Origin of the sequence: Salinispora fenicalii, assembly GCF_000514815.1 — a bacterium.
Taxonomy (GTDB): Bacteria; Actinomycetota; Actinomycetes; order Mycobacteriales; family Micromonosporaceae; genus Micromonospora; species Micromonospora fenicalii.
On record NZ_AZWQ01000028.1, the window covers coordinates 1 to 20,134 of the forward strand.

Here is a 20,134-nt window from a genome sequence, read left to right on the forward strand (position 1 = left end):
GTCAAGGCCAGACCGGTCACCCCGGCCAACCCCACCGCCCACCACCGCCACCGCGACCTCCCCCGACCCCCAACCGGCCGCACCGGCCCCTGAGACTGGCCCTGGTCCTGATAACTCATCGTGAACCCGATGTCCTTCCCCCGTGAGCGACAAGGACCCGCCACCCGCACCACGGGGGCCGCCCTCGGCTACCAGACGGCGGTAGCAGCCACCCGCAACCTAAACCGACAGAAGACTTATAAAGACATGAACACGAAGAAAATGACTAAAACGGTCACACTTGCTTGATCATTAGGGGATGCAGCTCACAGCCCGGACCCGACCGGCGCCACCTCGCCGCGGCACCTTCCTGATGACCCGGCTCCCGGGCGACCGAGGGGATGCTGGGCCAAGGGGACCTAATTCCGGGTGCTTCAGCGACGCTTCGTTCGCTACTGTCCTGCCCTGTGGCAAGCACGAACCTCCGCACCGAACGCCTCGCACTTCGGCCGGTGCGCGACGAGGACATCGACCGCATCCTGGAGTACCGCAACCTGCCGGAGGTCAGCCGCTGGCTGCTGCGTACCGAGGTTGACCGTGCCGACTTCCGGGCGGCCTGGCGACGCGGCGCAGCAGACCCCAACGACCGCAGTGTTGCGGTGACCCTCGACAGCGTCGTCATCGGAACCGTCTCGCTCTACGTGCGGGACGGCATGGGGCAGCCCGGCATGCCGCCGGGGACAGAAGCTGAGATCGGCTACATCTTCGACCCGAATTACGGTGGCCACGGCTACGCGACCGAGGCGGTCAGCGCGATGCTCGCCTACTCGTTCGACCGGTTGGGCGTACGCCGGATCACCGCGGGCTGCTACGCGGACAACCTCCCCTCGGTCCGACTCCTCGAAAAGCTCGGCATGCGGCGGGAGCAGCACGGCGTCGGCGACTCCTGGCACGCCGAGTTGGGCTGGGTGGACGGCTACACGTACGCCCTGCTGGGCGACGAGTGGCGCCTCCGGCCGTAGCCCCTCCTACCCCATCGGCTGTTCGGAGCTCCGACGAATCGTCACCGGCACCTCACCGCGGCGGTAGTGGACGACCGCGAACGGCCACGCCGCTCGCAGCCACGCCCCCACGATCTCGGTCAGCGGACCATCCAGCTCCGCTCGCGCGGCGGACACCCAGGACGAGGCCGCCACCTCCTGCTCCCCCGTCGGCGATGGCTCGAAATACACGCAGCCGACCACGTCCCCAGTGGCGATCTCGATGACCGAGTAGGCGAAATCCACCCGCTGTCGCGACCGCTGCGCATGCCCCACCAGGTCCTCGCGGTTCTCGGCGAGCGTCATCCCGGCCGCTGGCGGCCAGCCCTGGTCGAATCCCGGCGTTGACCGGATATGCGCGATGCTCGACATCCAGGCAGCGTGATCGGCCTCGTTGTGCTGTGGCCCAAGCAACTCGAGCCGCAGCCCCTGGGAAACGAACACATCCGGTACCGCGAAGGAAGCCGCGACGAGCGGTAGGTCGGTCATCTCCGGAGCCTAGCGCTCCGCTCGCCGGCCGGCAGTGCAGCCGGCCGGCCGGCCGATCAGTCAAGGCAGGTTGGAACGTTCACGCAATTGTTTGGTCGGTTCTTGGCCACTGTGGTGCCGGTAGCGGTGGAGAGATCGACCGTGCCGCCCACCTCGTTGAAGATGCCGCCGCCGTCGGTGCCGGCGGCGTTCTCGACCACCTTCGTACGCAGCAGGGTGAGCGTGCCGGTTGCTGAGTTGTAGATTCCGCCACCGGACTCGGTGGCCTGATTACCGGTGACCTTGGTACGCAGTAGCGTCAACGTGCCGAAGTTGCGAACGCCGCCACCGTTTACTCCGACATTGTTCTTGATGACGCTGTCCTCGATGAGCACGGGCCCACCTTGCAGAAAGATCGCGCCCTGGCCACCGCCGGTTGCGGTGTTGTTGACGATGGCGACCCGGGACACCGTGAGCTGTACCGGCGCACCGGTGATGGCGGAGCCGCCCGCGCCCGTTGTCGTGTTCTTCTCGAAGCGCGTGTCGGCGATGGTGCCGGTCGTCCCACCAAGGATGAAGATGGCTCCACCTTCGGCGGCCTGGTGACCGACCAGCTCGCTCCGGGTAACGGTCAGGTGATTACTGGCGGTCAGAGCTCCGCCGGTCAGTGCGGTGTTCGCCTCGAACCGCGACTTGTCGATGAAGATTGCGCCGATACTGAAGATCCCGCCACCGATGTTGGCGGCGGTGTTCCTACTGACGACCGAGTGTTCGATGTGGAGAACGCCGCCGATATTCCCGATCCCGCCGGCGTCACCCTCACTGGACACATTTTCGATGATCTTGCTCTTCTTGATGGTGGCACCGCCACCTGGGTTGATGAGGATCCCGCCGCCGTCAGTGTCGCCGGATATCTTCCCACCGGTAACGGTGAGGTGGTTCAGGGTGAGCCGACCGTTGGCCTCGACGGTGAGGATTCTGAACTCCTCGGCTGCGGCGGAGCGCTTGAGGGTGGTGTTCTTACCGCCGTTGAGGGTGATGGGAGTGGTGATCGCGGGCAGACCGGCACCGTCGAGGTCAGCGGTGAGCAGATAGGTGCAGTCCGGGGCGAGGTCGAGCACGGCACCACCCTGGGCGTTAGCTTCGGTGATCTCGGCGATCAGCCGATCCGTGTCACAGGGCACCGGCGTACCCTTCGACTTTCCGAGCTGGCCATCGGCGACGGCGCGTCCGGCAGCGTCCACGCCGAGGAGGGGGATACCGGTGGTGACGGCGGCGGTAAGTGCCAGGCCGGCCGCTCCGGCCAGCCCGGCAATCCACCACCGTGACCTCGCCCGACCTTCGTTGGGATACTCCGAGCTGACTCCGGTCGTGTGGCACTGATGGTTCATCGCGGTGTTGACGCCCTTCCCCGTGAACGACGAGGAGCCCGAAGGCGCGGGTGTTCCTCGGCTACCAGGCCGGCGGTAGCAACCACCCGCACGCTAGACCGACATTGACCCCAAGCAGCCACAATTACGAAATACCTACTCAATCCGGGCAAAAGCACCTAGTCCGAGAACGGCGCTGCCGCGCACCCGCACAGAGCCGGGATGCAGACGGAACCACGCGGCGATGGTCACCGGCATCAGGAGGTAGCCGAACCGGGTGGCAGGCGCCAGGCAGATGGCCACAGCTAGGGCGAAGGCGAGCCGGTCGGCGGCGGCGAGCAGCGTCCGCGGTGGCCTCCCCACCAGCAGGACGGCGACAGCCACCGCGGCCGAGGCGAGCAGCACCAGGGCGATCAGGCGCCCGCCCGGCAGCAGCGTGGCGACAAGGTGCCCGGGCAACGGACTCCCGGCAGGCGAGGCGACCTGACCCGCTCCCAGCGGATAGCGCAGAACCTGCTCGACGAAGGCACCCGGCGAGACGAGGAAGCTCGGAACCGTCAGGACAGCGAGGACCGCAGCGGCCGCGGCGCCCGCGCCCGCCGCGGCCCGTCCGCCCCGCCGTACCGTGAGCAGGACCAGCACCACCGCCAGTACGGGCCAGGCCGTCCACTTCATCGCGGCTGCCGCACCGGCGGCCAGCCCGGTCGCCGCGGGACGGCCCGCGGCGGCGGTCGCGAGGGCGAGGCACATCAGCGCCGTGACCGGCAGGTCAATCCCCCCGGTGGCCAGTGGCAGAGCCAACAACGGAAATGCGGCCAGGAGGGCGAGGGCCCGGGGAGCGCAGTGACCGACGGTGATCCGGGCGGCCACCACCAGGGCGAGACCGAAGACCAAGGCGAAGCCCCAGCGGGCATCGGTCAACGGGCCGTCACCGAACAGGGCGTAGGGCAACCCGAACAGCGCCATCGCCGGCAGGTACGGGTTGTAGTCCTCAAGCTGGGATGGCTCGGGCAGGTACGGGCTGCCGGTGTGCAGCAGCAGCGCACCGGAGTGGTGCACAACATCGACCTCGAGCTGCCCCTGTCGATGCGTGACCAGCCACACCATGGGTACGACGGCCACACCCACCACCGCGACGAACGGCGCAACCCGGCGCAGCCCCCTCGAGGCACCGGCGGCCAGAGCCCCGGCCACGGCGTAGCCGATGGCCGCGCAGAGCCCCCAGACCCGGTGCGGCCCCTCGTCGGTGACCACGGCCAGGAGCAACGCCGCCACGGCGCACCCCGCCCACAGCAGCGGCCACGGCCCGGGTCCGGCCCGCCCGAGTGACCGCCGCCGGACCACGGGTGCGGGAAGCGGGTGCGGGAATAGCGGAGTTCCAGTCATTCACTGCGCCTTCCACATCGGAGTACCGCCAGTCTCGGAAGGCCACGGGATCGGGTCGTCACTCCAGAGTGCGATCTTCGGTCTCAACCCGGGGTTTGATGCCGGTGCCACAGATCAAACCCGACAGTGACGCGTCTGGTGCGGCGGCATCAGGAGAATCGGCGCATGTCCCGACCCCGCCGCCCCACACCTGGCGGACGTACCACGTCGGCCCTGGCACCCGGCCGCTAGCGCAAACATGATCGCTGCGGTGGCGGTCGGGCCTTTTGAGCGCCGACCTTTCACGCTCCGGGCCTTCTGACGGTCCGGGCCTTCTGACGGTCCGGGCCTTTTGACGCTCGGGGCCGGCAGTGCTCGACGCGGGCGCGGGATAGACGGAGCGCCTACGATGCGGGAATGACAGCGCCGACCGGACAGCCTGTGGACGAGTTTCTCGCCACCCTGCCGAACGAAGACCGGCAGGGTGACGCACGCCGGCTCATCGCGCTCATGCGCGAGGTCACCGGGGAGGAGCCGGCGATGTGGGGGCCGAGCATTATCGGCTTCGGTCGCTACCACTACCGATACGCCAGCGGCCGTACCGGCGACAGCGCTCTCGCCTGCTTCTCGCCGCGCAAGCAACACATCGTGGTCTACCTCATCGGTGGCTTCGAAGAACGACACGCATCAACGCTGGCACGGCTCGGCCCGCACAAGACCGGTAAGGGCTGCCTCTACCTGAAACGCCTCGACGACGTCGACCTGGCCGTCCTACGCGAGCTCGTTGACCGCTCCACCCGGGTACGCAGGGGCATCGACCGCGCTAGTTGCTGACCGTCCTACACATGCCCATGGGCTGGTAGTGAACCCCTGGGGGATACCGGGGCCGTTGAGCCGGGTTCGGGGCGGCGACCGCCGCCAGCACCACCGCAGCTACGGCAGGGGCCACGTACTGCGGCTTCGTCCTCACTTCCCCATCCCTGGATCCAGCATCACCACCCCGTTCGCGGTGTTCGTTCCCACCGTAGGCGCCGGCAGCCGTTGGCCCATCGGGTGTAAGTCAGTGGTATCCCTTACCAAAGTGGGATCACCGGGTCACTCAGGACAGCGTCAAGAGTGATCGATGCCTTCGAACAAGGCGACGGACGCGACTCCTTCGCATCGGGCAGCGGATGGCGGGCAGCACCCGACCCTAGAGCCTCATTCGAGTACATCCTTCGCGTTCTCACCAGATCATGTACTTTTGTCCGTTTAGCTCAGCCTGATTGCTACCGCCTACCTGGTAACCGAGGGCAGCCACCACACCGGCCTCAGCTGCACCTCGCCCACAACGAGGGAAGGACAACGACACCGCAATGATCAATCCACACCAAAAGCCAGACCAATCCGGCGTACGCCGGACCAGGTCACGATGGTGGTCTGCTGGGCTGGCGGGGGTGACTGGATTGGCCCTGACCACCGTCGGCATCGCCGCCACCCCCGCCGCCGGACGCAGCCTCCCCGTCCCCGACGACCTCCCCTCCACCGACCGCCACCACGCCGATAGGGGCAGCAGGGGCGCCCCCGTCCCCTGCGACGCCGACGCCCTGATCGCCGCCATCACCCTCGCCAACGCCCGCGGCGGCGCCACCCTCGACCTCGCCACAGACTGCACCTACCTCCTCACCGCCGACATCGACGGCGCCGGACTCCCCGCCATCGCCACCCCCATCACCCTCAACGGCAACAAACACACCACCATCGAACGCGCCGCCGCCACCGACCAATTCAGGATCCTCACCGTCAACACCGGCGGCAACCTCACCCTCAACAAACTCACCATCACCGGCGGACACACCCCCGACGACGGCGACGGCGGCGCAGTCCTCGTGGATGCCGGTGGCACCCTCACCACCAACCACAGCACTATCACCCGCAACATCGCCGAAAACGACGGCGGCGCCATCGCCAACAACGGCACCACCCGCGTGAAGCAATCCACCATCGAACGGAACGCCGCTAGCGGAGTCGGCGGAGGTATCGTCAGCGCCGGCCTCCTCGACGTCAACAAGTCCCGCCTAAACGCCAACACCGCATTCGTCGGAGCTGGAGTCTCCAGCGTGGGCACAGCCCACATCGAGCACAGCGGCATCACCGCCAATCACGCCGCGGGCTCAGTCGGCGGCCTCCTTATGAGCGGTGGAACCGTCACGAATACTAAAATTACCGATAACACAGCGCTAGAGGTTGGCGGCGTTCTCGCAAACACCGACACACAGCTCACCCTCACCTCGGTAACCCTCGCCGGAAACACCGCCACCGGTGGCCGTGGTGGCGGCCTAGCAATAAACTCGGGCGCCTCCGTTGTCATTGCGGAAAGCGTCGTCGCAAACAACACCGCCGATCGCGACGGCGGCGGCATCTACAACCTCGCCGAGATAGTAGTGCGCAACACCAAGGTCACCGGCAATCAGAGCGGCGACCAGGGTGGTGGCATCTACTCCGACGAATCGGCCACCCTTTTCGACACGAAGGTTGTCAAGAACATCGCCATCACCGAAGGCGGCGGCATCTTCAACGAGGGGGGCGGGACGGTCGAATTGAACACCGCCACCGGCACCATCGTCATCAAGAATCGACCGGACAACTGCGTCAATGTTCCCGGCTGCGCCGGATAGAACACAATGCCGGAGCGGGGGAAGGAAAGCGACACCGCGATGACCAATCCACACCACAAGCCCGAACCAGTCCACCCCAGCCCACGCCGGGCCAAGTCACGATGGTGGTCTGCCGGACTCGCCGGAGTGACCGGCCTAGCCCTCACCACCACCGTCGGCATCGCCGCCACCCCCGCCGCCGATGCCGTCGGACCCGCCCCCACCTCCGCCGACCGCCAGCACAACGAAGGCAAGAACGACAACAAAGAAGAGAAGGGAAAGACACCCGAGGGCACCCCCGTCCCCTGCAACACCGACGCCCTGATCGCCGCGATCACCCTCGCCAACGCCCGCGGCGGCGCGGTACTCGACCTCGCCAAAGACTGCACCTACCTACTCACCACCGACATCGACGGCGCCGGCCTCCCCGCCATCACCACCCCCATCACCCTCAACGGCGGCAAACACACCACCATCGAACGCGCCGCCGCCACCGACCAATTCAGAATCCTCACCGTCAACACCGGCGGCGACCTCACCCTCAACAAACTCACCATCACCGGCGGACAAACCGCTCCTGGCGCCCCAGGGGGTGGCATCCTCGTAAACCCGGGCGGTGAGCTAACCGCCAAACACAGTGAATTCGTCCGCAACATCGCCACCTTCAGCAACGGCGGCGGCATCGCCAACCTCGGCACCACCACAGTCAAGGACTCCACCGTAAGCCGTAACACCGCCGCAGCGGGTGGCGGCATCTTCAACAGCGGGCTCCTCACCGGCGAGGAAGTTCAATTCACCGACAACGGCGTCACCGGCTTCGGTGGTGGAATTAGCACCCAAGGCGGGACCACCGAGGTACGGGAAAGCACCTTCATCCGAAACCGCGCACTTGGCGGGGCGGGAGTTGGCGATTCCGGTGGCGCCCATACCACCATCGCCCGGTCCACCTTCACTAACAACAGTGCCAGCGCCCTCGGTGGTGGCATATTCATTGACGGGCAGCTGATCCTACGAGAGGCCACCATTACTAACAATAACGCTCCTACCCAGGGCGGCGGCGTCGTGATTCAGGACATCGCGGGAGAATCTTCTGCTGTGATCGAGGACACCAAGATCAGCAATAATACCACCGCAGGTGGTGGCGGAGGAATCATTAATGTCTTCGCACCGCTGGTCCTACGAGACTCCACGATAGAAGGCAATCAAGCCGACACAGGCGGTGGCCTTCTCAACCTCTTCAACAGCACGTCCACGCTCTTCAACACCGCCGTCGTCAAGAACATCGCCGTCACCGACGGTGGCGGGATCTTCAACGACCCCACCGGCATGGTCATTCTGAACAGCTTCACCGGCACGGTCGTCATCAAGAACCGGCCGAACAACTGCGTCGATGTTCCTGGCTGCCCGGGCTGACCCACCTCCGAGCATCACGAGGCTTCCGCCCCCGCCATCCACCCCTGGATAGCGGGGGCGGAGCCCTGCACCACCCCCGGGCGTGACCTGCACGGGAAGGGCGAAACACGAAGCCCATTTAGGGGGCTTGCTCACGTTTGTGCCTGATCAAACCTCTTTGTCCGTTTGACTGGGCGTGGGTTGCTACCGCCTGCCTGGTAGCCGAGGACAGCCACACCGGCCTCAGCTGGCACCTCGCCCACGACGGGGGAAGGACAACGACACCGCGATGACCAATCCACACCACAACCCCGAACCAGAGAACCCTGGCACCAGACTATGCCCGCTGGGAGACCCAGGCCGCCGGAGCAGGTCACGATGGTGGTCTGCTGGGCTGGTCGGGATGACCGGCCTAGCCCTCACCACCACCGTCGGCCTCACCGCCACCCCCGCCGCCGAGGCCGTCGGACCCGCTCCCACCTCCGCCGACCGCCAGCACGACGAAGGCAAGAACGACAACAAAGGGAAGGAGAAGACACCCGAGGGCACCCCGGTGCCCTGCGACACCGACGCCCTCATCGCCGCGATCACCCTCGCCAACGCCCGCGGCGGCGCTGTGCTCGACCTCGCCAAGAACTGCACCTACCTCCTCACCGCCGACATCGACGGCACCGGCCTACCCACCATCACCACCCCCATCACCCTCAACGGCAACAAACACACCACCATCGAACGCGCCGCCGCCGCAGACCCGTTCCGCATCCTCACCGTCAACACCGGCGGCGACCTCACCCTCAACAAACTCAAAATCACCGGCGGTCAATCCCGCCCTGGCTTTTCGGGGGGCGGCATCCTCGTCAACCCGGGCGGTGAGTTAACCACCAAACACAGTGAAATCGTTCGCAACATCGCCACCTTCAGCAACGGCGGCGGCGTCTCCAACCTCGGCACCACCACCATCAAGGACTCCACCGTAAGCCGCAATGCTGCCGCCCAGGCTGGGGGCATCAACAACACCGGACTACTGAACATAAAGAGGTCCGCGATCACCCACAACACCGCCACCTCACTCGGCGGTGGACTTTTAAGCAGGAACGGCACCGTCGATATCTCCGAAAGCACGATCGCCGCCAACCAGGCCGAAACAGGTGGGCTGCTTCTGATCGACGGCACCAGCACCGTAACCGACACCCACATCACCAAGAACACGGCGAGGTTAGTCGGAGGTGTCGGCGTATCAGCGGGGCAGCACACACTCCGGAAGGTCACAATTGACTACAACACCGCGACCGCCGACGGCGGTGGAGTGTTTGTCGATGTCGGCACCCCCCTTGTCATCGACGACAGCATCATCGCCAACAACACCTCCGACAGTAACGGCGGCGGAATTGAAAACGTCGGTGAGACCGTGCTACGTCGCACGAAGATCGTTAACAACCGGGCGGGCAATAACGGTGGGGGCATCTTCAACCAAACCTTTGGCACGCTCACTCTCTATGCGACCAAGGTGGTCAAGAACACCGCCGCCAATAACGGTGGGGGGATCTTCAACCAAGCGGGGGTGGTGGAGCTGAACACGGCCACCGGCACCGTTGTGATCAAAAATCGGCCCAACAACTGCGTCGACGTTCCCGGGTGCGCCGGGTAGCGACCCGATCGCACCGGCCCAGCTGGGCCCGTTCCTACCACTTCGGCAGGAACGGGCCCGCTGCTCCTGGTCACGCTGGACTGACCGAGGGGAGACTTTGACAGGCCGATGCGGGTCACCCGCCAACCCGACTGTGCACCCAACTTCGCCGGCACCGCCTTGGCGAGAGCAGTGGTGTGGTCTGGCTCGGGTGGCCATCACCGACGGTTTCGTCCGTTGCCGAGACAACGGGGTCATCAACCGCCGGCGATCTAAAGTGATCATCGGCTGGTTGTACAGCGAGGAGTGAGTCGGGAGCACCACCACCGAGGGCGTTCGCAACTTGGCCGTGCCGGCTGCACGGAAGGTCGCCTGAGGGAGATTCCCGTATCGGGCGCTGACCGGCGAGCGTTGACTATATGTTCCCTTAAGGGTGTTTTTCCACATCTATGCGAGGTCGTTGGTTGACAATCATGCTGTCCAAACAGCGGTCTTTGTCGGCGTGGGGGTGGAAACGATGCAGAGACTCTGCCGTTGGGCCGGCCGTCGAGCGGGCCGAGTGGGTCAAGTCCTCGTCGGCTGGTGCATTTTGATGCTGGCGGTGACAGTCACGCCGGCGGTCGCCGCGTCGCCCGTAGCCGCGCAGAACGCTCCAGCACCAGCCGCCGTCGGCTCGGACACCGTCCTCACCTGGGGCGAAAACTCCTTCGGTCAGCTGGGTGACGGGACCACCTCCCAACGCAGCACACCAATCGCGGTCGACCTGCCTGCGGGAACCATGATTACCGCCGTCGCCGGCAGCGACGCCAACAGCTTTGCGTTGACCTCCGCCAGCACCGTTCTCGCCTGGGGCAGCAACTCCTCCGGCGAGTTGGGAGACGGGACCAACACCGACAGCACCACACCCGTGGCCGTCAAGCTGCCGCCGGGAACCACTGTCACCGCCATCGCCGCTGGCACCTTCCACACTCTGGCCTTGTCCTCAGCCGGCACCGTTCTTGCCTGGGGCGGCAACTTCTCCGGCGAGTTGGGAGACGGGACCAACACCGACAGAAGCGAACCCGTACCTGTGAGCCTGCCGCCCGGCACGACGATCACCGCCATCGCCGGCGGCCGAGGCCATAGCTTGGCGTTGACCTCCGCCGGCACCGTCCTCGCCTGGGGCAACAACTCCTCCGGCCAGCTAGGCAACGGCACCAACACCGACAGCTCCACACCCGTCAACGTCAACCTGCCCGCAGGAACCACAGCCACCGCCATCACCGGCGGCGGCCGCCACAGCCTGGCGTTAACCTCCGCCGGCACCGTCCTCGCCTGGGGCAACAACTCCTCCGGCCAGCTAGGCAACGGCACCAACACCGACAGCTCCACACCCGTCAACGTCAACCTGCCCGCAGGAACCACAGCCACCGCCATCACCGGCGGCGGCCGCCACAGCCTGGCGTTAACCTCCGCCGGCACCGTCCTCGCCTGGGGCAACAACTCCTCCGGCCAGCTAGGCAACGGCACCAACACCGACAGCAGCATCCCCGTCAACGTCAACCTGCCCGCAGGAACCACCATCACCGCAATCACTGCCCACGACGGTTCCCACAGTTTGGCGTTAACCTCCATCGGCACCGTCCTCGCCTGGGGCAACAACTCCTCCGGCGAGTTGGGAGACGGCACCAACACCGACAGCAGCATCCCCGTCAACGTCAACCTGCCCGCAGGAACCACCATCACCGCAATCGACAACGGCGACGACCACAGCATGGCCCTGGTGGCACCACCGACATCCACCACCGCACTGCAGTTCACACCAGCAAACCCGAGACCAGATCAGGACATCGCCCTCACCGCCACCGTCACCTGCAACGTCGGCACCGCCACCGGAACAATCACCTTCCGCAGCAACAGCACCGCCCTCGCCACCGTGCCCCTGACCGCCAGCAGCACCGCCACCCACACCACCACACTCCCACCCGGCACCCACACCCTCACCGCCCACTACACCAGCACCAACACCTGCCCCAACAGCCAATCCCCACCCACCACCATCACCATCACCCCACCATCCGACGAACCCAACGAGCCCGACCTACCCATCACCGGCCCCAACCTCACCACCACCACCGGCACCGCCGCCCTGTCCATCCTGGCCGGCGTCATCCTCAGCTACACCGCACGCCGACGCCCACCGCACCGAGCCACCTAGATACAAGGCACCACCAGCCCACACCACCACCCTCCCGCCCGCCAACCAGTACGGCTGGACGCGGTCGGTCCCGCCACCCGGTACGCGGCGCGGGCCGGCGCCTACTCCCCACTGCACAATCAGCCGACGGTCATCTTCGACAGCCGTCCGCTGCTGACTCCGTTGGCAGCGGGCGAACCGCCGCCGATGGTGGCCATCCACGCCCACCCCTATCTCTGGAGGCGACGTGAAGCCTGCAACCGATCCAGGCTGCGGCCCCAGCCAGGACGGATCACGACGTCGACGCCACGCCCTGACCGCGATGCGCTGGAGCCGCGCTCCGCCCACCCCGTCGGTAGACTGGCTCGGCCCGTGAGCAGCCAGGATCCCCGGATAGATCAGAAGAGCGCCCGTGCAGGTATCCCAAGCCCTGGACGTGATGACTGCCATCCTCCGGGCAGCCGAGCACCCCGACATCGTGTCGGTGTCGCGCTACGGCGCCGATACCCAGCCCGGCGGACAGACGCCCGCGGGGATCAAGGTCAAACACCAGTCCGGAACCGCCGCCATGCTGTGGGCGGGCGTACCACCCCGTGACGCCACGCCGGCTGCCCACCGAGCCGCTGCCGCCGATGCAGCGCGCCGCTCGAATCCTCGTGCTCGCCCAGCAACTCCTGGATGTCGCCCGGCCCGAGGTGTTCACCTCATGGGAGCTGTGCCAACAGCCCAGCGTAGAGGTTCGGGTCGCCGCCGCGATCCGCATCGCGGCCGTGACGGGTCGGTGATCTGCCTCCGAGCTACCGCGGCATCCGGGGGGCACGTCCGAGCCCGAGACCGACCCGTATCCGGACTACCAGATCCCCCAGGGAGTCCAGTCATGGCATCGTCTCAATGCTCCGCATGCGGAGCCCGCGTCGGTGTAGGCCCAGGTAGCTCCTGCCCACCGCATCAGGCGATGGCACCTGCCCCGGTTCAGGACAGCCCACCGTGTAACAAAGGCGACCCCGCTCTCCCCGATCGGGAGGAGGGCGGGGCTTTGTTTCTATTCGGGCTGGTGTGATGGTTGGCGTCGGCGTGTGGCGTAGATGAGGATGACGCCGGCCAGGATGGACAGGGCGGCAGCGCCGATGCCGGCGGTCGTGTTGGGGCCGGTGATGGGCAGGTCGGGCTCGTCGGGCGGTGGGATGGGTAGGTCGGGCTCGTCGGGCGGTGGGTTGATGGTGACGCTGACGGGTGTGGACTGGCTGTTGGGGCAGGTGTTGGTGCTGATGTAGCCGGCGGTCAGGGTGTGGGTGCCGCCGGGCAGTGTCGTGACGTGGGTGGCGGTGCTGCTGGCGGTCAGGGGCACGGTGGCGAGGGCGGTGCTGTTGCTGCGGAAGGTGATTGTTCCGGTGGGCGTGTCGACGTTGCAGGTAACGGCGGCGGTGAGAGCGACGTCCTGACCCACGGTCGGGTTTGGTGGGGTGACCTGCAGGGTGGTGGATGTTGGTGGTGCGACCAGGGCCAGACTGTGCCCGCCGCCGGCGGCGATGGTGGTGATTTTGGTGTCCGAGGGTAGGGCCACGGCGATGGGGTCGAGACTGTTGGTGTTGTTTCCGGTGCCCAACTGGCCGGAAAAATTGCTGCCCCAGGCGAGAGCAGCGCCGGTAGACGTCGATCCCAGGCTATGGAAGAAGCCGCCGTCGTTGGTGGTGATTGTGGTGTCCGGGGGCAGGTTCACGATCACGGGTGTGTCGCTGTTAGTGGTGGTTCCAATGCCCAATTGGCCCCTACTGTTGCCGCCCCAGGCGAGGGCGGTGCCGGTGGAGGTGACCGCCAGGCTGTGGGTGAAGCCGGCGGCGATGGAGGTGATCGTGGTGGTGCCCGGGGGGAGCGCCACGGCGATGGGTATGAGGCTGTCGGCGTTGTTTCCGGTGCCCAACTGGCCGTTGCTGTTGCCGCCCCAGGCGAGGGCGGTGCCCGTGGAGGTGATCGCCAGACTGTAGGAGCTGCCGGCGGCGATGGCAGTGATTGTGGTGCTCGGGGGTAGCGTCACGGCGATGGGTTCGAGGCTGGTGGCCGTCGAATTGTTGCCCAACTGGCCGTTGCCGTTGCCGCCCCAGGCGAGGGCGGTGCCGGTGGAGGTGATCGCCAGACTGTGGTTGGTGCCGGCGGCGATGGTGGCGACTGTGGTGCCTGGGGGCAGGTTCACGGTCACAGGTGTGTTGCTGTTGAAAGTGTTTCCGTTGCCCAGTTGGCCGACGTTGTTTGCCCCCCAGGCGAGGACGGCGCCGGCGGAGGTCAACGCCAGGCTGTGCCCGTGGCTAGCGGCGATGGCGACAACCGTGGTGCCCGGGGGCAGCGCCACGGTGATGGGGACGGAGCTGTTGTTGTTGTTTCCGTTGCCCAGTTGGCCGAAGTTGTTTTCCCCCCAGGCGAGGACCGCGCCGGCGGAGGTCAACGCCAAGCTGTGGCTGTCGCCGCCGGCGACGGCGGTGACCGTGGTGTCCGGGGGTAGGCTCACGGCCACGGGTGCGTTGCGGTCGCTGGTGCTTCCATCGCCGAGTTGGCCGACGTTGTTTGCCCCCCAGGCCAGAATGGTGTCCGAGGCGACACCGGACGGTGTGGCTGAGCCGGGTTGCGCGACCGCAGGCCAGACAGCGGCCCCCTGCATGACGGTCACCGCCAACACCAGAATGCACCAGCCGGAGATCGCCCGGCCGACCCGGCCCACGCCGGCGCTACGGCCTGGCCGCTGGCAGAGTCTCTCCATCGTTCCTACCTCCGAGCAGGCAAAACCGCCAATAGGACAGACGCTAGTGTCAACCACTCATCCCGCATAAATGCGGAGAAACGCCCTGAAGTTGACATCCAGCTAACTCCGGCGGGCGACACGGATAAAGAAACGGCGGCCGAGGGGGTTGTCCAGCAGGCCGTGTCAGGCGATTCCCATCCGGTCGGGAAGATCGAATTTACGAACGTCTCTTGGTGATGGCGCTCCCGAGGCGCCACCACCACCAACGGGTGTTGCTGGTTCGGTGCTGTCACCGCTGTCGGACGGCCGGCTGCTCGTACTTCGGTGCGGCCGGCGTGCCGAGCAGGACACCCAGCCACGGCCAGCGGGCCTCGGCCGCTCTGACGAGGGACCCAGGCCATGACTACGACGACTGGAAGGACTTACTGGCAACGACTGACGTACGAGACGCCCGCATGACGGGCGTCACGCACCGCAACAAACCTGTTGATCGCACTCCGCGACGAGTCCGGCCCAGCTGCGTGACAGGGTGTCGCCTTGGAGGTCGTCCAAGAGATCTTGGGGCACTCCGATATCCGCGTCACTCGCGGGTACTCGCACATGGCGTCCGCGATGGCCAGGGACGCTACGAAGCGTATCGGCCAAACCTTGTTCCCCAAGGGTGATGCACCCTGATGTACACCCTTGATCTTGGCACTGATCAAGACAAAGGGCCCGTGACCTTGGCCTTTTGCCTGGTCACGGGCCCTTCGTTGTCCCGAGCCGCCTGACGGAATCGAACCGTCGACCTACGCATTACGAGTGCGTCGCTCTAGCCGACTGAGCTAAGGCGGCAACGATCAGCAAGTGTACGCCACCCGGCCGGATCCACCGATCGGGATCCCCCACCGCGACCGCACGACCGCGCGGCCGAGAGCGGCACCTTCCCGATCCGGACCACCGAAACCGACGTTCTCCAGACAGCGCTGCCGACCCGACCACACTACGCTGCGCAGATGACGGACGACCATGCTGCTGGCTTCCCCGACCAGCATCCCCCTCCGCACGGGTCGGACGGCAACGGTGACCAGGGCGAGACGGGCCCGGGCCGGCGGGCCGCTGGTCCGGTCCCGGCGCCCGCGCCACCGCCGAGTGGCCCGCACGCCAGCGAGGCGGCCGGCGGCGAACCGGCGCACCGCCCACGCAGCACCGACCCGCTCGAGCTGGGCTTCACCCCACGCAAACCGGTGCCGTGGCTGGCGCCGCTCCTGCTGATTCGGACCGGTCTCCGGACGCTGCTCGCACTGCTGTTCGGCGCCTACCTGGACAAACGGGAACTACAGCACACCTTCGACGCGACGGTGACCCGGCAAGTCGGGCCGGACGGTGGGCTCTGGCTGGACTACGTCGCCGACCTTGGTGATGGCTTCGACGCCACATACTCGGTGGCGTACCTGCTGGCCCAGCGGGAGCTGACGGTGGACGGGCACCGACTGCCCCGGGCGCAGGTACTAGTGATGGGGGGTGATCAGGTCTACCCGTCGGCGGCCTTCGACACATATGAGGACCGGTGCAAGGGCCCTTACCAAGCGGCGTTGCCGGTCACCCCACCCGAACAGCCCACGCTCTTCGCGATCCCGGGCAACCACGACTGGTACGACGGCCTCACCGCGTTCCTGCGCCTCTTCGTCCGGTCCCGGGATCGACACTTCGGCGGCTGGAACACCGCGCAGTCCCGGTCGTACTTCGCGGTGGAGTTGCCGGCGGACTGGTGGTTGTTCGGCCTGGATGAGCAGTCTGGCTCATACCTGGACGACCCGCAGCTCAGCTACTTCGACTCGGTGGCGGAGCGGCTGGGGCCGCAGAGCCGGGTGATCCTGGCCGTCCCGATGCCGACCTGGGTCAAGGCCACCACGAAAGACCCCTCGGCGTACGACTCGATCGACTACTTCATTCGCACCATCGTCGCGCCGACCGGGGCCCAGGTACGCCTGCTCATCTCCGGCGATCACCACCACTACGCCCGTTACGTGGGGCCGGACCGTCAGCTGATCACCTGTGGTGGCGGCGGCGCGTACCTCTATCCGACGCACCTGTTGCCCCAGCGCATCGAGGTCCCGCCGAAGGAGACGCTGGCGCGGCGGGCGAGCGCCCCGCACTCCTACGAACTGGCGGGATGCTACCCGGAGGCGGCGCAGTCCCGACGGTACGCCTGGGGCATCTTCCCGCGGCTGCCGTGGCGCAACCGGGGCTTCGCCACGCTGCTCGGCGCCTTCTACACGCTGCTGATCCTGTCGATGGTCGGCGTATGCACAACCCACAACGACACCCAGCTACGACTGTTCAGCGTTCCGTTGGTGGCGATGCTGCTGGTGACCCTGACCGCGACGGTCCTTTTCGCCGAGGCGCCCGGTGCCATGCAACGACGGCTCCGGCACTGGCTGCTCGGCCTGGGGCACGGCCTGGCCCACCTGGGATTGGCGGCCGCCGGCACCTGGCTATGGTTGGCGCTGCCGTTCCACGACTGGCCGTGGCCGTTGTCGGTGATCACCGCGGCCATCTTCTTCGGCTCGGTGGGCGGGCTGGCGGCCAGCCAGCTGGTGGCGGCGTACCTCCTGGTGGCGAGCGCCTTCGGGGTCAACGGCAATGAGCTCTTCGCCGGGCAGGGGATCGAGGACTCGAAGGGCTTTATCCGCATGCGCATCACCCCGGACGGGACGCTGACGATCTACCCGATCGGGGTGGATCGGGTGAGCCGTCACTGGCTAATCAACCCCGACCACTCCGCCGAATCGTCATGGCTGGTCCCGCATACCCCGCTGAAGCCCCGCCTGGCCGAGCCCCCGGTGGTCCTGCACTGAGCCACCGGCCGCCGCTCACGGAGGCAGCCGTAGTCGCAGCCGGTTCCAGCCGCGGTCGTAGTCGCGCCGCGGTAGCGCTCAGCCGCGGTAGCCGCGCCGCGGTAGCGCTCAGCCGCGGTAGCCGCGCCGCGGTAGCGCTCAGCCGCGGTCGCGCTCAGCCGTGGTCGCGCGCCTCGTACGCCTGGCGCGATCCGCAGACGTCGGAGAGCGCGCATCGTCGGGTGGATCCGTCGGCAATCTGCCGGACGGTGACCGTCTCGCTCGGGGGATGGCGGGACACGACCTTCGCTGTGCCCGCTGGTGTCTCGACTCGCTGACCCGAGGCGGGGTAGGCACCGCTGTCGGAGTACAGCGGATGCTCAAACTTGAGGCAGCACATCAGTCGGCCGCACGCGCCGGAGATGCGCAGCGGGTTGAGGGGCAGATCCTGGTCCTTGGCCATCCGGATGGTCACCGGCTCGAAGTCGGTGAGGAAGGTGGCGCAGCACAGGTCCCGCCCGCAGGAGCCGATGCCGCCCTGCACCCGGGCCGAGTCGCGGGCGGAGAGCTGACGCAGCTCGACCCGGCAGTGCAGGGTCGCGCCGAGGTCCCGGACCAGCGCCCGGAAGTCCACCCGGTGCGGGGCGGTGAAGTAGATCGTGCTTCGCTCGCCGCCCTCCGTCGCACCGCGCACGTGGTCCACGGCGACCACCTTCATCGGCAGGTCGTGCTCCCGGATCAGGCGTTTCGCCGCGACCTTCGCCTCGGCTCTGCGCCGGCGCAGCAGCTCGTCACGGCGCAGATCTTCCGCCTGGGCCAGCCCGGCCAGGCGGGGGAATCCCTCGGTGTCGTCGGAGGTCCACTGGGCGGCCCAGACGCACTCGGCCACCTCCGGCCCCTCGTCGGTGGGGACCAGCACCTTGTCGCCGACCTGAGGCCGAAACTCGCCCGGATCGAGGTAGTAGAGGCGCCCGTACCGGTTGAAGCTGACCGCGCAGAGCATGCCCATACCCTCACCCTACGTCGCTGTCGGGCCCGTCCTGGGCCGCTGCTCTCGGCCAGTGCACGGTGCTCACCAACCGACGTGGGTCGGGGTGTCGTACCGGGGCGTTGGGATAACCGGTGCCCGCCAGGGGGATTCGGCCAGGCTGGGCCCCCACTGCCGCAGCAGTGTCTCCACCCCGTCGTAGGCAGCGGAGAGCACCGCCAGCACCCGCGCGGCGATCTCGGCCGCCTCGACCTCCGCCGCGAGGTACGGCACCGAAACCGCGGGGGACTGCGAGGCCGTGAGGGACGCCGACGTCGCGGCGACCACCGCCACCGCCTCGGCCGAGCCCAACACTCCGGCCAGGGTCCGGGCGAGCGTACGCCGGCTGCCCTCGATCCAGTCGGCGAGGGCGTCGGCGTAGCCGGCAGTTGACTCCAACCGCCCCACCAGGCTCTCCGGCCCCTCGTCGAGGTGGCTCAGCAGCGCCGCCCGGTACTCCCCGAAGGCGGTCGCGGCGGTGCCGGACCAGCGCACCGGTTCGGTGAGCGCGGCGGAGACCTCGTCATAGCCCCGGACCAGCTGACGCACCGACCGACCGGCATCGGCGAAGGCCACGGCGGGTAGCTCCAGGAAGCTCTGGACCGCCGCACCGGGAAGCACCTGCATGCGGCGCAGCAGCGGCCAGACCCGGTGCCCCTCCGGGGCGCCGGTGGCGAGCAAGGTGTCGACCCGACGCAGCAAGTCAAGGCCGGGCTCGGCGAGTCTGTCCAGTGGGTCCATCATGTCTCCCCCAGGAACTGCCAACGAGCGTCCTGGTCGGCCTCGACATAGTTGTCGGCGGCGGACCGGACAGCGGCTGCCACGGCGGCCAGCCGCTGGGCAGCCAGGCGGGCCTCGCGGGCACGGTCACCGGTGGCGGCCGTCCACTGCCGGTGCAGGGCCCGGCCGAGCTCGCCGGGACGCCCCGCCGCATCGCCGCCGAAGGCGACTGCCGGCGGATCAGTGGCCAGCGCAGCCTGGGAGAGGTTGGCCAGGGTATCGCTCGCCGCCTCCAGCCGAACGGCGAGGGAGCGCAACGCCTCCATTCAAGCCCCCGTGAGCGGACGGTAGGCGGTGAAGGTCTCGTTGTGCAGCTTTTCCCGCGCCCACTGCGCGGCATCGGCTGCGGCGGCCACCGCTGCCTGCACGGACCCGGCGACGTCACGGGGTTGGCGGTTCTGCAACGTGCCGAGGAACCGCACGTCGGTGATCCGCCCCGCCGCGGTGACCACCACCTCGACCAGCCCGTCCGGCGAGCGAACCGTGACCTCAACCGTCCTCACCGCCTGGTCGAACTCGGCCTGTAGGGACTCGATCCGGCGGTAGCGCCGCACCGCCTCCTCAATCCAGGCCTCGTCGATCTCCCCCGGCGGCATCGGCGTCCTCCCGCACTGGCATAACTCAGCGTCGCCCCCGCGTCACCATGGCACACCGGACCGTACCGCACCGAAGTGGAATGTGTCGATGCTGTGGAACAGTCCCGCCGGCAGGGCAAGAGGCC

At 67.4% G+C, this 20,134-nt stretch carries 15 protein-coding genes, 1 tRNA gene and 1 pseudogene; 8 read left to right on the forward strand and 9 right to left on the reverse strand.

The genetic code is table 11. From position 1 onward, the window contains the following. Positions 1-446: 446 nt before the first annotated feature. Positions 447-1,001 (forward strand): GNAT family N-acetyltransferase, encoded by a 555-nt coding sequence (locus B116_RS0115365; RefSeq protein WP_027660589.1) that lies wholly within the window; start codon positions 447-449, stop codon positions 999-1,001. Positions 1,002-1,007: 6 nt separating this feature from the next. Here B116_RS0115365 and B116_RS0115370 read toward each other — a convergent pair whose 3' ends face one another. The 3 genes from B116_RS0115370 to B116_RS0115380 form a co-directional block, all read right to left on the reverse strand. Beyond that, positions 1,008-1,508, reverse strand: a complete 501-nt coding sequence (locus tag B116_RS0115370; protein ID WP_018724512.1) for a hypothetical protein — start codon at positions 1,506-1,508, stop codon at positions 1,008-1,010. Positions 1,509-1,564: 56 nt separating this feature from the next. Further along, the gene (locus B116_RS0115375) at positions 1,565-2,878 is read right to left on the reverse strand and encodes a right-handed parallel beta-helix repeat-containing protein (RefSeq protein WP_082312821.1); all 1,314 of its coding nucleotides are present in this window, start codon (positions 2,876-2,878) and stop codon (positions 1,565-1,567) included. Positions 2,879-3,013: 135 nt separating this feature from the next. Further along, the gene (locus B116_RS0115380; RefSeq protein WP_027660591.1) at positions 3,014-4,132 is read right to left on the reverse strand and encodes a glycosyltransferase 87 family protein; all 1,119 of its coding nucleotides are present in this window, start codon (positions 4,130-4,132) and stop codon (positions 3,014-3,016) included. Between the two features lie 507 nt (positions 4,133-4,639). On the opposite strand from B116_RS0115380, the gene B116_RS0115385 reads away from it, so the two are divergent. The 6 genes and pseudogenes from B116_RS0115385 (at position 4,640) to B116_RS25170 (ending at position 12,976) form a co-directional block, all read left to right on the forward strand. After that, entirely contained in the window at positions 4,640-5,056 is a 417-nt protein-coding gene (locus B116_RS0115385; RefSeq protein WP_027660592.1) for a DUF1801 domain-containing protein, read from the forward strand. A gap of 521 nt (positions 5,057-5,577) precedes the next feature. Beyond that, a complete protein-coding gene (locus B116_RS0115390; protein ID WP_033667650.1) occupies positions 5,578-6,879 on the forward strand; it encodes a right-handed parallel beta-helix repeat-containing protein in 1,302 nt (433 codons plus the stop codon). 39 nt (positions 6,880-6,918) lie between these two features. After that, positions 6,919-8,271 carry a hypothetical protein gene (locus tag B116_RS0115395; protein WP_027660594.1) on the forward strand — a complete coding sequence of 451 codons (1,353 nt, stop codon included), beginning with the start codon at positions 6,919-6,921 and terminating at the stop codon, positions 8,269-8,271. A gap of 268 nt (positions 8,272-8,539) precedes the next feature. Next, the gene (locus B116_RS0115400) at positions 8,540-9,898 is read left to right on the forward strand and encodes a hypothetical protein (RefSeq protein WP_027660595.1); all 1,359 of its coding nucleotides are present in this window, start codon (positions 8,540-8,542) and stop codon (positions 9,896-9,898) included. A 496-nt stretch (positions 9,899-10,394) separates the two neighbouring features. Further along, positions 10,395-12,074, forward strand: coding sequence for an RCC1 domain-containing protein (locus tag B116_RS0115410; protein WP_027660596.1), 1,680 nt, complete (start codon positions 10,395-10,397; stop codon positions 12,072-12,074). A gap of 391 nt (positions 12,075-12,465) precedes the next feature. After that, positions 12,466-12,976: pseudogene (locus B116_RS25170) on the forward strand (hypothetical protein). Between the two features lie 119 nt (positions 12,977-13,095). Here the strand turns inward: B116_RS25170 and B116_RS0115425 are convergent. Both B116_RS0115425 and B116_RS0115430 read right to left on the reverse strand, forming a co-directional pair. Then, positions 13,096-14,805 (reverse strand): RCC1 domain-containing protein, encoded by a 1,710-nt coding sequence (locus tag B116_RS0115425; protein WP_027660597.1) that lies wholly within the window; start codon positions 14,803-14,805, stop codon positions 13,096-13,098. Positions 14,806-15,547: 742 nt separating this feature from the next. Further along, a tRNA-Thr gene (locus B116_RS0115430) sits at positions 15,548-15,621 on the reverse strand. A 161-nt stretch (positions 15,622-15,782) separates the two neighbouring features. On the opposite strand from B116_RS0115430, the gene B116_RS0115435 reads away from it, so the two are divergent. Beyond that, on the forward strand, positions 15,783-17,627 hold the full coding sequence (locus B116_RS0115435; protein ID WP_027660598.1) for a metallophosphoesterase family protein: 1,845 nt from the start codon (positions 15,783-15,785) through the stop codon (positions 17,625-17,627). 154 nt (positions 17,628-17,781) lie between these two features. On the opposite strand, the gene B116_RS0115440 is transcribed toward B116_RS0115435, so the two are convergent. The 4 genes from B116_RS0115440 to B116_RS0115455 all read right to left on the reverse strand — a co-directional run bounded on the left by B116_RS0115440 (position 17,782) and on the right by B116_RS0115455 (position 20,009). Then, positions 17,782-18,615, reverse strand: a complete 834-nt coding sequence (locus B116_RS0115440) for a PSP1 domain-containing protein (protein WP_027660599.1) — start codon at positions 18,613-18,615, stop codon at positions 17,782-17,784. Positions 18,616-18,678: 63 nt separating this feature from the next. Next, complete coding sequence (locus B116_RS0115445) at positions 18,679-19,374, reverse strand: hypothetical protein (RefSeq protein ID WP_027660600.1); 696 nt, start codon at positions 19,372-19,374, stop codon at positions 18,679-18,681. Continuing rightward, positions 19,374-19,679, reverse strand: coding sequence for a hypothetical protein (locus B116_RS0115450; RefSeq protein WP_027660601.1), 306 nt, complete (start codon positions 19,677-19,679; stop codon positions 19,374-19,376). Before B116_RS0115450 ends, B116_RS0115445 begins: the two co-directional genes overlap by 1 nt. Next, the gene (locus tag B116_RS0115455) at positions 19,680-20,009 is read right to left on the reverse strand and encodes a YbaB/EbfC family nucleoid-associated protein (RefSeq protein ID WP_018720735.1); all 330 of its coding nucleotides are present in this window, start codon (positions 20,007-20,009) and stop codon (positions 19,680-19,682) included. Positions 20,010-20,134 lie beyond the last annotated feature (125 nt).

What these genes read in the sequence shown, in the direction of transcription:
- B116_RS0115410 (WP_027660596.1), top strand. Translation starts at nt 10,395, where the DNA reads ATGCAGAGACTCTGCCGTTGGGCCGGCCGTCGAGCGGGCCGAGTGGGT.
- B116_RS0115455 (WP_018720735.1), bottom strand. Translation starts at nt 20,009, where the DNA reads ATGCCGCCGGGGGAGATCGACGAGGCCTGGATTGAGGAGGCGGTGCGG.
- B116_RS0115425 (WP_027660597.1), bottom strand. Translation starts at nt 14,805, where the DNA reads ATGGAGAGACTCTGCCAGCGGCCAGGCCGTAGCGCCGGCGTGGGCCGG.
- B116_RS0115370 (WP_018724512.1), bottom strand. Translation starts at nt 1,508, where the DNA reads ATGACCGACCTACCGCTCGTCGCGGCTTCCTTCGCGGTACCGGATGTG.
- B116_RS0115450 (WP_027660601.1), bottom strand. Translation starts at nt 19,679, where the DNA reads ATGGAGGCGTTGCGCTCCCTCGCCGTTCGGCTGGAGGCGGCGAGCGAT.
- B116_RS0115440 (WP_027660599.1), bottom strand. Translation starts at nt 18,615, where the DNA reads ATGGGCATGCTCTGCGCGGTCAGCTTCAACCGGTACGGGCGCCTCTAC.
- B116_RS0115445 (WP_027660600.1), bottom strand. Translation starts at nt 19,374, where the DNA reads ATGGACCCACTGGACAGACTCGCCGAGCCCGGCCTTGACTTGCTGCGT.
- B116_RS0115400 (WP_027660595.1), top strand. Translation starts at nt 8,540, where the DNA reads ATGACCAATCCACACCACAACCCCGAACCAGAGAACCCTGGCACCAGA.
- B116_RS0115395 (WP_027660594.1), top strand. Translation starts at nt 6,919, where the DNA reads ATGACCAATCCACACCACAAGCCCGAACCAGTCCACCCCAGCCCACGC.
- B116_RS0115385 (WP_027660592.1), top strand. Translation starts at nt 4,640, where the DNA reads ATGACAGCGCCGACCGGACAGCCTGTGGACGAGTTTCTCGCCACCCTG.
- B116_RS0115375 (WP_082312821.1), bottom strand. Translation starts at nt 2,878, where the DNA reads ATGAACCATCAGTGCCACACGACCGGAGTCAGCTCGGAGTATCCCAAC.
- B116_RS0115435 (WP_027660598.1), top strand. Translation starts at nt 15,783, where the DNA reads ATGACGGACGACCATGCTGCTGGCTTCCCCGACCAGCATCCCCCTCCG.
- B116_RS0115390 (WP_033667650.1), top strand. Translation starts at nt 5,578, where the DNA reads ATGATCAATCCACACCAAAAGCCAGACCAATCCGGCGTACGCCGGACC.